General features: G+C 73.5%; 11 protein-coding genes. 9 read left to right on the top strand and 2 right to left on the bottom strand.

Features of this window, described 5'->3' with window-relative positions:
- The first annotated feature begins 177 nt into the window (after positions 1-177).
- From I003_RS0101240 to I003_RS0101270, 7 genes are all read left to right on the top strand, one after another.
- Positions 178-1227 carry an acyl-CoA desaturase gene (locus I003_RS0101240; RefSeq protein ID WP_027769809.1) on the top strand — a complete coding sequence of 350 codons (1050 nt, stop codon included), beginning with the start codon at positions 178-180 and terminating at the stop codon, positions 1225-1227.
- Positions 1228-1403: 176 nt separating this feature from the next.
- Complete coding sequence (locus I003_RS0101245; protein ID WP_027746601.1) at positions 1404-1586, top strand: hypothetical protein; 183 nt, start codon at positions 1404-1406, stop codon at positions 1584-1586.
- A gap of 176 nt (positions 1587-1762) precedes the next feature.
- Complete coding sequence (locus I003_RS0101250) at positions 1763-2542, top strand: MHYT domain-containing protein (protein WP_027769810.1); 780 nt, start codon at positions 1763-1765, stop codon at positions 2540-2542.
- Positions 2543-2621: 79 nt separating this feature from the next.
- The gene (locus I003_RS0101255; RefSeq protein ID WP_486584042.1) at positions 2622-5711 is read left to right on the top strand and encodes a sensor histidine kinase; all 3090 of its coding nucleotides are present in this window, start codon (positions 2622-2624) and stop codon (positions 5709-5711) included.
- On the top strand, positions 5708-6145 hold the full coding sequence (locus I003_RS0101260) for a roadblock/LC7 domain-containing protein (RefSeq protein WP_027769812.1): 438 nt from the start codon (positions 5708-5710) through the stop codon (positions 6143-6145). Before I003_RS0101255 ends, I003_RS0101260 begins: the two co-directional genes overlap by 4 nt.
- Before the next feature lie 18 nt (positions 6146-6163).
- The gene (locus tag I003_RS0101265) at positions 6164-6583 is read left to right on the top strand and encodes a DUF742 domain-containing protein (RefSeq protein WP_027769813.1); all 420 of its coding nucleotides are present in this window, start codon (positions 6164-6166) and stop codon (positions 6581-6583) included.
- Positions 6564-7169: an ATP/GTP-binding protein gene (locus I003_RS0101270; RefSeq protein WP_027769814.1), complete on the top strand. Its 606-nt coding sequence runs from the start codon at positions 6564-6566 to the stop codon at positions 7167-7169. Before I003_RS0101265 ends, I003_RS0101270 begins: the two co-directional genes overlap by 20 nt.
- A 25-nt stretch (positions 7170-7194) precedes the next feature.
- Here the strand turns inward: I003_RS0101270 and I003_RS0101275 are convergent, their stop codons facing one another.
- Positions 7195-7623 carry a PPOX class F420-dependent oxidoreductase gene (locus tag I003_RS0101275; protein ID WP_027769815.1) on the bottom strand — a complete coding sequence of 143 codons (429 nt, stop codon included), beginning with the start codon at positions 7621-7623 and terminating at the stop codon, positions 7195-7197.
- A gap of 107 nt (positions 7624-7730) precedes the next feature.
- On the opposite strand from I003_RS0101275, the gene I003_RS0101280 reads away from it, so the two are divergent.
- A complete protein-coding gene (locus I003_RS0101280) occupies positions 7731-8696 on the top strand; it encodes a DUF6397 family protein (protein WP_027769816.1) in 966 nt (321 codons plus the stop codon).
- Positions 8697-8776: 80 nt separating this feature from the next.
- On the opposite strand, the gene I003_RS0101285 is transcribed toward I003_RS0101280, so the two are convergent.
- The gene (locus I003_RS0101285; protein WP_027769817.1) at positions 8777-11305 is read right to left on the bottom strand and encodes a DEAD/DEAH box helicase; all 2529 of its coding nucleotides are present in this window, start codon (positions 11303-11305) and stop codon (positions 8777-8779) included.
- A 146-nt stretch (positions 11306-11451) separates the two neighbouring features.
- On the opposite strand from I003_RS0101285, the gene I003_RS0101290 reads away from it, so the two are divergent.
- Entirely contained in the window at positions 11452-12246 is a 795-nt protein-coding gene (locus tag I003_RS0101290; RefSeq protein WP_027769818.1) for a metal-dependent hydrolase, read from the top strand.
- Positions 12247-12320: the final 74 nt, after the last annotated feature.

Below are 12320 nucleotides of genomic sequence, written 5' to 3' on the forward strand. Positions count from 1 at the left end.
GACGCCGCCGCGGAGTGATCAACTTCACTTTTCCGCGGGCGGGGTGGCCAGGGGTGTATCTGGCACTACCTTGTGCCGGGTGGATTGCACCCGGGCGTTCCGGGTGCTGACGTCACCGCGCCGAGCTGTCCGGTTCCGTAGCGTCGAGGTCCTCAGTAGCGAGAGACCGGAGGCGCCATGCCGCAGGCCACAGCCATTTCGACCGCCAAGGGGCCGCCGGTCGCGAGGGGGTCGGAGTTCACCCCGCTCCTGCGGGAGGTCAAGGCTTCCGGGCTGCTGCGGCGGCGCCGCGGCTGGTACGCCCGCAGCACGGTGATGACGCTGCTGGCGCTTGCCGCGACCGGCGTGGGTATCCACGTCGTCGGGAACACCTGGTGGGTCCTCTTCCTCGCGGTACCGGCCGCGGTCTTCTCCACCCGCGCCTGCTTCCTCGGCCACGACGCGGGCCACGCGCAGATAGCCTCGACCCGGCGGGCGAACGGGGTGATCGGCCTGCTCGGCGGCAACCTCCTCATAGGCATGAGCCGCAACTGGTGGAACGACAAGCACAACCGCCACCACGCCAACCCCAACCACGTCGACAAGGATCCGGACGTCGGCGTCGGCGTCCTGGTCTGGACCCAGCGCCAGGCCGCGGGGCGCGAGGGCTTCGCCCGCTGGCTCACCCGTCACCAGGCGCGTCTGTTCTTCCCCCTGCTGCTTCTCGAAGGCATCAACCTGAAGGTGTCGAGCTGGCGCGATCTGCGCCGGCAGAAGCCGGGCGAGCGCTGGGTCGAGGGTCTGCTGCTGGGCGCCCACCTCGCGGGATACGCCGCCCTGCTGCTGACCGCCATGTCGCCGGGCAAGGCCGTGGTCTTCGCGCTGGTGCAGCACGCCGTCTTCGGCCTGCACCTGGGGATGTGCTTCGCGCCCAACCACAAGGGCATGGAGATGCTGGAGCCCGGGGACGACTGGGGCCATCTGCGCAAGCAGGTGCTCACCTCGCGCAACGTGCGCGGCGGGATCGTCACCGACTGGCTCATGGGCGGCCTGAACTACCAGATCGAGCACCACCTCTTCCCCAGCATGCCCCGCCCCCACCTCCGCCGGGTCCAGCCGATGGTCCGCGCGCACTGTGAGGCGCTCGGTCTGCCCTACGTGCAGACCAGCGCCTTCGACTCCTACCGGCAGGCCCTGGAGCACATGCACGAGGTCGGCGACCCGCTGCGCGACCCGGCCGCCCGGTAAGCTCCGCACCGGGACGGGCACCCCCACGTCCCGTCAAGGGTGCCTGTTCCCGTAATGGGCCCCTCATCCACATGTATGACGCCCTCCGGCCCCTGTCATGGGATAAAGGAACCGGGGGAGCGGTGCGGCCGTTCCCCAGTCGAGGGCGGTGTGCCGCCGCTGTAGGAGGCAGGAACATGTCGAATCGAGGGAAAGTCGCGGCCGGTGGAGTGGCGGTCGGCTTGCTGCTGTGGTGGTTGACCTCGTTCTGGATCGCGGTGCTGGTGATAGTCGGTGTGCCGGTGGCCGCCTACCTGGCGCTCGACCCCGGGCAGCGCCGCAGGCTCAAGAGGGTGACACGCAAGGAGCTCGGCCGCTGACCGTGCGCCCCTCCCGTGGAGACACTCGGCCGCGGGGCATATGGCAGAACAAATTTGCCAGGGATGTGCCTTTTTAGGTGCCGCCTGATCGGCCGAGAGCATGACTCTGTCAAATTCAGCCAGGTTTGGCATGCGCCCCGGTCGTGCGCCCCCGACCGGACTAGCGTCCCTGAGACATGGGACACCTCGACCACGCAGCCTACGGGTGGCTGACGCCCGTCCTCTCGTATGCGATGGCGTGCATCGGCGCCGCGCTCGGGCTGCGCTGCACCGTCCAGGCGCTGGCGGCCCCCACCGCCCGCTCCCGGCGCAACTGGCTGCTCACCGCCGCGTCCGCCATCGGGACCGGCATCTGGACGATGCACTTCATCGCCATGCTGGGCTTCACCGTCAGCGGCACCGAGATCCGCTACGACATCCCCCGCACCGTCCTCAGCCTCGTCGTCGCCATGGCCGTCGCCGGAGCCGGCGCCTTCGCCCTCGGCTACGGCCGCGCCCGGGGCCCCGCGCTGCTGGTCGCGGGCCTCGCCACCGGCCTCGGCGTGACCGCCATGCACTACCTCGGGATGTCCGCCGTCAGCCTGCACGGCTCGATCCGCTACGACCCGCCCGCCGTGGCACTGTCCGTCCTGATCGCCGTCGCCACCGCCACCGCCGCCCTGTGGGCCGCACTCACCATCCGCTCCCCGCTCGCCGTGGGCCTCGCCTCCCTCGTCATGGGGGCGGCGGTCACCAGCATGCACTACACCGGGATGGCCGCCGTGTCCGTCACCGTCATGCCCTCGCCCGAGGTCCTGTCCGGGGCCACCGCCACGCAGTTCATCTTCCCGCTGACCGTGGGACTCGGCTCGTACCTCTTCCTCACCTCGGCGTTCGTCGCGCTCACGCCGACCGCCGCGGAACGTGCCGCCACCGTCTCCGCCCAGCGTCTGACCCGAGCGCCCGGCCCCGTCTAGCCGGCCGCGCCGCGCCCGCACACCGGCCGGACGGACCCCGGGGGACGGGCCGTCCCCGCAGAACGGATATGAGGTGGCCATGCGAACTCCGGACAGCAGCCCGCCGAGCGGTCACTCCGGTACGCCGTCGGGAACCCCGGCGGAGCGGCCCGGGGCCGGCCCTGCGGACGGGGCGGCGGCGCCGGTGCCGGTGCGCGGCCGGAGGGCGCACGCGGGGCCGCCCGCCGACGAACCCGGGCCGCCGCCCGGGCCGGGCGGCGGCGCCGGGGGACCGGAGGGCACCGGAGATTCGCGGGCCGGAGGGCCGGGCGCCGGGGGTCCGGGTTCCGGGGGGCCGGGCAAGGGGGGCGCACACCGGACGCCCGCAGCCGCGCACCGGGGGCGGCGCCGGCGCCTCGGGCCCCGTACCGTACGCGCGAGGATCATCTGCCTGCTGACCGTGCCGGTCGTCTCCCTGATCGCACTGTGGGGCCACGCCACCGTCGGCACCGCCCAGGACGTCTCCCGGCTGCGCCAGCTCGAACAGGTCGAGACCGAGGTGCGCCGGCCCCTCGCCGCCGCCGTCGCGGCGCTCCAGGACGAACGGCGCGCCGCCGCCGGCTACCTCGCCGACCCCGGCGACGACCGCCGCCGCGCCTACGGCGCGGCTGCCGTCCGCACCGACCGGGCCGTGGACCGGCTGCGGCTCGACGGCGGCCACACCGTCGCGGAGGGCGCCGGCCTGCCCCCGGAAGCCGCCCGGCGGCTCGACGGCTTCGTCTCGGGTACGGCGTCGCTGGGCCGCTTACGTACCGAGGTTCAGGCGCGGACGGCGGGCTGGCCGCGGACGTACGGGGAATACACCCGGGCCGTCGACCGCGCCTTCGGTGCCTCCGGGGCGCTGACGCGGATCCAGGGTGCCGGGGCGGCATCCGAGGCCCGGGTGCTGCTGGAGCTCGGCCGGGCCGGCGAGATGCTCTCCCGCGAGGACGCGCTCCTGGCCGCCGGGCAGTTGCGCGGGGCGCTCAGCGCCGCGCACCACCGCGCCTTCGCCGACGCCGCCTCCGCCCGCGCCGTCCTGGAGCAGGGTTCCGCCGCGGACCTCGGCGGCGGCGAGGCGGCGGTGTGGCGGCGGGCGAGCGGGAGCGAGGCGTCGCGCAGTCTCGGCGAGATGGAGAAGGCCGTGGCCGCCGCGGACTCCGGCACCGACGCCGTCGCCGCCGCCCCGGCGGAGGAGTGGAAGGGCCCGTACGAGGACGTGGCCGGTGCCATCCGCGATGTCGGGCGGGAGCACGCCGCGGCCTCCGGGCACATCGATCCCTTCAGCGACGGCATGCTCACCCCCTCCGGCGCCGCGGCCCTCCTGGGCCTCGCGGCGGTGGCGGCGGCGCTCCTGATCTCCGTGCGGATCGGCCGCGGGCTGATCGTCGAACTCGTGGGCCTGCGCAACTCCGCGCTCGGGCTCGCCCGCCGCAAGCTGCCGTACGCCATGCGCAGGCTGCGCGCCGGGCAGGAGATCGACATTGACGGCGAGGCACCCCGGGGCGACCCCGGCGACGACGAGATCGCGCAGGTCGGCGAGGCTCTGACCACCGTGCACCGGGCGGCGCTGCGCGCCGCCGTGGAACGGGCGGAGCTGGCCGGCGGCATCTCCGGGGTGTTCGTCAACCTCGCCCGCCGCAGCCAGGTCCTCGTCCACCGCCAGCTCGCCCTGCTGGACAGCATGGAGCGGCGCGCCGAGGACCCCGAGGAGCTGGACGACCTCTTCCGGCTCGACCACCTCACGACCCGTATGCGGCGGCACGCCGAGAGCCTGATCATCCTCTCCGGCGCGGCACCGGGCCGCGCGTGGCGGATGCCGGTCCCGCTGCAGAGCGTCGTGCGGGCCGCCGTCTCGGAGGTGGAGGACTACGCGCGCGTCGAGGTGCGGGCGCTGTCCGACGTGGCCGTGGTGGGGGCGGCCGTGGCCGACCTGACGCACCTGCTGGCGGAGCTGGTGGAGAACGCCGCGCAGTTCTCGCCGCCGCACACCAAGGTGCGGGTCTACGGCGAGCCGGTCGGCAAGGGCTACGCGATCGAAGTCGAGGACCGGGGCCTCGGCATGGGCAAGGAGGCGCTGGAAGCGGCGAACCGGCGGATCCGGCAGTCGGAGGCGCTGGACCTCTTCGACAGCGACCGGCTCGGGCTGTTCGTCGTGAGCCGGCTTGCGGCGCGGCACGGGATCCAGGTCAGCCTGCGGGAGTCGGCGTACGGGGGCACCACGGTGGTGGTGCTGCTGCCCACGGCGCTGCTGGAGGCGGCGGTGGAGGGGGCCGTGGACCCGGGAGCCGGGAACCGGGGCGGCGCGGCGCGGCCGTTCCCCGGAGGGCCGGCTTCGCGTGGGCCGGTCCCGGGGGTGGCGCCGCCGGAGGTGAGGCTGTCGCCCGGGATGCCCGGCGCACCGGCGGGGGACGGGACGGACGGGGGCGGCGGTGCCGTGCACGACACCGAGAACGGGGCGCCTCCCGGGGAGAACGGGTTGCCCGAGCGGCGGGCCGGGCGGGCGCTGCCGGGGCCCTGGAGCACGGGACCCGGGCCCGGGGGACCGGTCGTCGGGCCGGTGGGGGAGCGGCCCGTGCCGGCGTCGCGGGAGGACGTGGTCCTGCTGCGGGCCCGGCTCGGCGTGGATCCGGCGGGTGGCACCGCGCACGGGGCCGACCGGCTGGACGGGGCGGACCGGGCGGACGCCGGTGCGGGGTCCGGGGGCGGCGCGGAGGCGGCCCCGGGCGAGGAGGCGGGGGACGCGGGGGCCGGCGGCAGGCCCGGGACGTACGCCGGGCGCGCCGGGCGGGAGGCGGCTGCCGTCCAGTCGCCGGGGGACGTCACCGAGCTGCCCAGGCGCGTACGGCAGGCGAGCATGGCGCCGCAGTTGAGGCTGGAGCCGGCCCCCGGCGGCGGCGCGGACGCCGGTGACCGCGCGGACACCGCGGCGGACCCCGCCGCGGGGGACGCCGGATCGCACGGAGAGCCCGGCGCCCCGGCACCGCGGGTGCGCACGCCGGAAGAGGCGCGCGCACGCATGGCCGCGTACCGCAGCGGCTGGTTACGCGGGGGCGGCCTCCCACCGGGCCGCCCGCACGGCGAATCCGGCGACGAGAGCCGGGATTCGGACGAGACCGCGCACACGTCGAGGGAAGGGGATCGCCCATGATCGAACCGGACACCGTGCACGCGAGGAGATCCGGAGGGCTCGACTGGCTGCTGGACGACCTCGTCCGGCGCGTCGCCGAGGTGCGCCACGCCGTGGTGCTCTCCGGCGACGGCCTCGCGGTCGGCAACTCCACCACCCTCTCCCGCGAGGACGCCGAGCACCTGGCGGCGGTCGCGTCCGGCTTCCACAGTCTCGCCAAGGGCGCCGGGCGGCACTTCCGTGCCGGGGGCGTACGGCAGACGATGGTCGAGATGGACGACGGTCTGCTCTTCGTGGCCGCGGCCGGGGACGGCTCCTGCCTCGCCGTCCTCAGCGCGGCGACCGCGGACATGGGCCTCGTCGCGTACGAGATGGCCCGCCTGGTCACACGGGTGGGCGAACATCTATACACCGCTCCGCGAAGGGCCGCAGCGAAGCCGCGGAATCCGGGCTGAGCACGGCGGTGAGACGCTATGACTGAAGATATGAGTGGCACCCCTCCGCACCACGGCAGTCACTGGTACGACGCCGAGGCCGGCCCGCTGGTCCGCCCGTACGCGATGACCGGGGGCCGCACCCGGCCGGTGACGACCACGGTACGGTTCGACCTCATCGCACTCATCGACCTGGAGGAAGAGGCGCTGGCGGCGGCGGGGAAGGAGGCCGGGACGTTCGGGCCCGAGCACCGGGCGCTGATCGACCTCTGCCGGATCGAGACCCAGTCCGTCGCCGAACTGGCGGCGGAGACCGATCTGCCGGTGGGGGTGGTCCGGGTGCTCCTCGGCGACCTGGTCGAACTCGGTTGCGTACGGGTCAGCAGGCCCGTACCGCCCGCGCAGCTTCCCGACGAGATGATCCTGAGAGAAGTGATCGATGGACTCCGCGCCCTCTGACCGCAAGGTCGATGACGCGCTGGCGCTGAAGATCCTCATCGCCGGCGGCTTCGGGGTGGGCAAGACCACCCTGGTCGGCTCCGTCAGCGAGATCCGCCCGCTGCGCACCGAGGAGCAGTTGAGCGAGGTCGGTACCGCCGTCGACGACACGGGCGGCGTGGACGAGAAAGCCACGACCACCGTGGCGATGGACTTCGGCAGGATCACGATCCGCGCCGGGCTCGCGGTCTACCTGTTCGGCACGCCCGGCCAGGACCGCTTCTGGTTCCTGTGGGACGAGCTGGCCACCGGGGCGCTGGGTGCGGTGGTGCTGGCCGATACGCGCAGACTGCAGGACTGCTTCCCGGCGGTGGACTACTTCGAGCACCGCGGCATCCCGTTCATCGTCGCGGTGAACTGCTTCCCCGAGTCGCGCAGTTACGGCGCCCACGAGGTCGCCCGTGCGCTCGACCTGGACCAGGGCACCCCCGTCGTGCTCTGTGACGCCCGCGACCGCGACTCCGGCAAGGAAGTGCTGATCAGGCTGGTCGAGTACGCGGGACGGGTGCACACCGCCCGGCTGCTCGACACGGAGCCGGTGGGCTGAGCGCGGCCCGGCGTGCCGGCGGACGTCATTCGGCGACGCGCGCCTCGGAGACCACCTTGTCGATCGAGACGCGGACGAGGAGTTCGCCGGGAACGGCGTTGCGCGCACCGTAGGTCCCGGCGAGCTCCTCGTCCACGTAGCGGGCGGCGATGACGGTCGCCCAGTGGCGCATCGCGTCCAGGTCGTCGCTGAGCCGGGCACGGCCGGAGAGCACGGCGAACGAGTACGGCATGCGTTCGTCGTCGACGCAGAGGGCGGCGCGGCCGTCGCGCGCGAGGTTGCGGCCCTTGACGGTGTTCGCGCCGGTGTTGAAGACGAAGTCGTCGCCGTCGAGCACGAACCAGACCGGGGCCAGGTGAGGGCTGCCGTCGGCGCGGACGGTGGCCAGCTTGCCGGTGCGGGTGCCCTCGGAGACGAAGGTGCGCCACTCTTCGTCGGTCATCTTCTCGCCCATGGGAGCACGTTATCCACAGGGGGAGGCGGAGGGTGAGGCGACGCGCTAGGCTCGTCACTGAGAGTAATCGAGATGGGGCTCTTCGAGCGACGACGGGGGAGAAAGCCATGGCGGTATGGACCGAAACGGGTACGGGTGCGCGCCCGGCAGGTGCGGCGCGGGAGCGGACGGAACTGCTGCCCTTCGGCCGGGCGGCGGCGGAGCTGGATCTGCTGCCACGGCAGTTGGACTTGGCGGTGCAGCTCGGGCTGGTGCTGACGGAGCCGCCCAAGCGGGCCGGCGGGCGGCGCCGGGTGCCGCGGGCCGAGGTGGAGCGGCTGCGCGCGGAGGACGGGGCCGGGGAGGCCGGGCCGGGAGCGTCGGCTGCGCTGCGTGAGCGGCTGCGGCTGGTGGGGACCGCCGCGGGGGCGGAGGAGCTGGGTGTCCCGTCCGTCCGGTTCACGCGGCTTGCGCGGGCGGGGTGCTTCGCGCCGGCGCGGTTCTATGTGAACCGGTATCGCGTCGTGGTCTGGCTCTATCTCGCGACGGAGGTGGAGCAGTTCGGGGAGCGGGAGCCGGGGCTGCTGCGCGGACCACTGCCGCCCGCGATGCGGGCGGAGCTGGCCGACGGCACGGACGTGCGGGCCCGCGGCTGGCGGCAGCGGCGGGTGGAGCAGCTTCTCGCGGAGCGGGTGGGCCCGTGGGAGCGGGCGGGCGCCTATGCGGCGGTGCTGAGCGACGCGGCGCTGGCGGAGGAGGTGCCCGACGCCGGGGAGCGGGCGCGCGTCGTCGAGCACCGGGCGGAGCTGGTGACTCCGGTGCGTGGCGGTAGCGAGACCGCCCGCCGGGTGGTGGAGGGCGTGCTGCTCGCGGAGTCCGGCGCCGAGGCGCTGGGTTTCCGGCTGGGCCTGGCGGTGGAGCTCTCCGCGGCACGGTCCGAGCGCGCGGCGTCGCCGGCGATCCCGCCGCCGTCCCCGGCGGCACCCCCGGGCGGCGCCCCGCCGGCGCGCCCGGCGGGAGGGACACGACCACGGCGCGGCAGCCTCACCTGGCTCCGCCGCGGTCGCCGGCGCCGCACGGGCCTGCAGCGATGACGGCGGGTCGGCCGGTGGCCGGTGGACGGCGGCCGGTGTCTGGGGGACGGCGGCCGGTGGGACGGCGGACCGCGTGAGGGTCAGCCGGCCTGACGGCTCAGCGGGCCGACGTCGGTGACGCGCAGGACGGCGCGGCCCTCGGCGTCGGAGGCGGTCAGGTCCACCTCCGCGGAGATGCCCCAGTCGTGGTCGCCCTCCGGGTCTGCGAAGGTCTGGCGGACACGCCAGAGCGCGTGCTGCGGGTCCTCCTCGATCTGCAGCAGCCGCGGCCCGCGGGCGTCCGGCCCGGTGCCGATGTCCTCGTACTCCTCCCAGTACGCGTCCAGCGCCTCGCCCCAGCGCTCCGCGTCCCAGCCGGACTCCTCGTCCAGCGTGCCCAGTTCGTCCGCGTCGTCGAGCGCGGCCAGCTCCACCCGGCGGAACAGCGCGTTGCGTACGAGGACCCGGAAGGCACGAGCGTTGGCGGTCACCGGGCGGACCTGGTCGGCGTGCTCCATGGCCTGCTCGGCGGTCTCCTCGGCCGGGTTGGCCAGTTGCTCCCACTCGTCCAGCAGGCTGGAGTCGACCTGGCGGACCATCTCACCGAGCCAGGCCACGATGTCCTCGAAGTCCTCCGACTTCCGCTCGTCCGGCACGGTGTGGTCCAGCGCCTTGTACGCACCGGCGAGGTAGCGCAGCACGATGCCCTCGGTGCGGGCCAGCTCGTAGAAGGAGACGAACTCGCCGAAAGCCATCGCCCGTTCGTACATGTCACGGATGACCGACTTGGGAGACAGGGGGTGGTCGCCGACCCACGGGTGGCTCTTGCGGTACAGGCCGTAGGCGTGGGAGAGCAGTTCCTCCAGCGGCTTGGGATAGCCGACGTCCATCAGCCGCTCCATCCGCTCCTCGTACTCGACGCCGTCCGCCTTCATCTGCGCGACCGCCTCGCCGCGCGCCTTGTTCTGCTGGGCGGCGAGGATCTGCCGGGGGTCGTCGAGGGTGGACTCCACCACGGAGACCATGTCGAGCGCGTAGGAGGGGGATTCGGGGTCGAGGAGGTCGAAGGCGGCCAGCGCGAAGGTGGACAGCGGCTGCTGGAGGGCGAAGTCCTGCTGGAGGTCGACGGTCAGGCGCACGATGCGGCCCTGCGCGTCCGGCTCGTCGAGCTGCTCGACCACGCCGCCGTCGAGGAGGGAGCGGTAGATCGCGATGGCGCGGCGGATGTGCCGGAGCTGTTTCCTGCGCGACTCGTGGTTGTCCTCCAGCAGCCGGCGCATGGCGGTGAAGGCGTTGCCCGGGCGGGCGATGACCGACAGCAGCATGGCGTGGGTGACGCGGAAGCGGGAGGTGAGCGGTTCGGGGTCGGCGGCGATGAGCTTCTCGAAGGTGTTCTGCGACCAGTTGACGAAGCCCTCCGGCGGCTTCTTGCGCACCACCTTGCGGCGCTTCTTCGGATCGTCGCCGGCCTTGGCGAGCGCCTTTTCGTTCTCCACCACGTGCTCCGGCGCCTGTGCCACGACCAGCCCGGAGGTGTCGAAGCCGGCCCGGCCGGCGCGTCCGGCGATCTGGTGGAACTCGCGGGCCCGCAGGGTGCGCACCCTGCTGCCGTCGTACTTGGTCAGGGCGGTGAACAGCACGGTGCGAATCGGCACGTTGACGCCGACGCCGAGGGTGTCGGTGCCGCAGATGACCTTCAGCAGCCCGGCCTGCGCCAGCTTCTCCACCAGCCGCCGGTACTTGGGCAGCATCCCGGCGTGGTGGACGCCGATGCCGTGTCTGACGTAGCGCGAGAGCTGCTTGCCGAACCGGGTGGTGAAGCGGAAGTTGCCGATGAGGGCGGCGATCTCGTCCTTCTCGGCGCGGGTGGACATGTTGATGCTCATCAGCGCCTGCGCCCGCTCCACCGCCTGCGCCTGGGTGAAGTGCACGATGTACACCGGCGCCTGCCGGTTCTCCAGCAGTTCCGTCAGCGTCTCGGTGAGCGGGGTGGTGCGGTACTCGTAGGACAGCGGGACCGGCCGGGTCGCCGAGCGGACCACCGCGGTGGGCCTGCCGGTGCGCCGGGTCAGGTCCTCCTCGAAGCGGGAGACGTCGCCGAGCGTCGCGGACATCAGCACGAACTGCGCCTGCGGCAGCTCCAGCAGCGGGATCTGCCAGGCCCAGCCGCGGTCCGGCTCGGCGTAGAAGTGGAACTCGTCCATCACCACCTGGCCGACGTCGGCGTCCTTGCCGTCGCGCAGCGCGATGGACGCCAGCACCTCGGCGGTGCAGCAGATGACGGGGGCGTCGGCGTTGACGGAGGCGTCGCCGGTGAGCATGCCGACGTTCTCCGTGCCGAAGATCTTGCACAGGTCGAAGAACTTCTCCGACACCAGCGCCTTGATCGGCGCGGTGTAGAAGGAGACCTCGTCCCGGGCCAGCGCCGCGAAGTGCGCGCCGGCCGCGACCAGCGACTTCCCGGAGCCGGTGGGGGTGGAAAGGATCACGTTCGAGCCGGAGACGACCTCGATCAGAGCCTCTTCCTGCGCCGGGTAGAGGGAGATACCCCGCTCCTCGGTCCAGGAGGAGAACGCCTCGAAGAGGTCGTCGGGGTCGGCGGTGGGCGGCATCTGATCGATAAGGGTCACCCGTCCATACTGCCCTCCGTCCGGCCCTAAGTGTGAACCCCCGGTACGCGTGAAGATCACCCGCGCTAGGCTGTGCCGCCGACGGGCGGAGACGGCGGGGCCAACGGCCGTTCATCACAGGGGCGGACGAGGGGTGGGGGAGCGTCATGATGGGTCCAGCGCACTCGCTTTCGGGGGCTGCGGCGTGGCTGGGGGTGGGCGCGGCGGCCACGGCGGCGGGCCACGAGATGCCCTGGCCCGTCCTCGCCGTCGGCGCCCTCATCTGCGCCGGCGCGGCCCTCGCGCCGGATCTGGACCACAAGTCCGCGACCATCTCCCGGGCCTTCGGCCCCCTCTCCCGCATCCTGTGCGGATTCATCGACAAGCTCTCCGCGAGCGTCTACAAGGCGACGAAGAAGCGCGGTGACCCCCGCCGCTCCGGCGGCCACCGCACCCTGACCCACACCTGGGTGTGGGCGGTCCTGATCGGCGCCGGATTCTCCGCGCTGGCGGTGCTCGGCGGCCGCTGGGCGGTCCTCGGCATCCTCTTCGTCCACATGGTGCTGGCCATCGAAGGGCTGCTGTGGCGGGCCGCCCGGGTCTCCAGCGACGTGCTGGTGTGGCTTCTGGGCGCCACCAGCGCCTGGATCCTCGCCGCCATCCTCGACGAGCCCGGCAACGGCGCGGGCTGGCTCTTCACCGAACCCGGCCAGGAGTACCTGTGGCTGGGCCTGCCCATCGTCCTCGGCGCCCTCGTCCACGACATCGGCGACGCCCTCACCGTCTCCGGCTGCCCCGTCCTGTGGCCGATCCCGGTGGGCCGCCGGCGCTGGTACCCCATCGGGCCGCCGGGCTTCATGCGCTTTCGCGCCGGAAGCTGGATCGAGCTGAAGATACTGATGCCGTTCTTCATGCTGGCCGGCGCCGCGGGCGGGCTCACCGCGATGGGCGTCATCGGCTGACGACGCCCCGGCCGGGAGGGCACGGAAGGCCCCCCGGCCGGGGCGCGCACGAGGGCCACTTTCGGCCCCGCCGG

The organism is Streptomyces sp. CNQ329 (genome assembly GCF_000482585.1).

Bases quoted from the DNA above. Each gene is read 5' to 3' on its own strand.
- I003_RS0101240 (WP_027769809.1), top strand. From the start codon at position 178: ATGCCGCAGGCCACAGCCATTTCGACCGCCAAGGGGCCGCCGGTCGCG.
- I003_RS0101245 (WP_027746601.1), top strand. From the start codon at position 1,404: ATGTCGAATCGAGGGAAAGTCGCGGCCGGTGGAGTGGCGGTCGGCTTG.
- I003_RS0101250 (WP_027769810.1), top strand. From the start codon at position 1,763: ATGGGACACCTCGACCACGCAGCCTACGGGTGGCTGACGCCCGTCCTC.
- I003_RS0101255 (WP_486584042.1), top strand. From the start codon at position 2,622: ATGCGAACTCCGGACAGCAGCCCGCCGAGCGGTCACTCCGGTACGCCG.
- I003_RS0101260 (WP_027769812.1), top strand. From the start codon at position 5,708: ATGATCGAACCGGACACCGTGCACGCGAGGAGATCCGGAGGGCTCGAC.
- I003_RS0101265 (WP_027769813.1), top strand. From the start codon at position 6,164: ATGACTGAAGATATGAGTGGCACCCCTCCGCACCACGGCAGTCACTGG.
- I003_RS0101270 (WP_027769814.1), top strand. From the start codon at position 6,564: ATGGACTCCGCGCCCTCTGACCGCAAGGTCGATGACGCGCTGGCGCTG.
- I003_RS0101275 (WP_027769815.1), bottom strand. From the start codon at position 7,623: ATGGGCGAGAAGATGACCGACGAAGAGTGGCGCACCTTCGTCTCCGAG.
- I003_RS0101280 (WP_027769816.1), top strand. From the start codon at position 7,731: ATGGCGGTATGGACCGAAACGGGTACGGGTGCGCGCCCGGCAGGTGCG.
- I003_RS0101290 (WP_027769818.1), top strand. From the start codon at position 11,452: ATGATGGGTCCAGCGCACTCGCTTTCGGGGGCTGCGGCGTGGCTGGGG.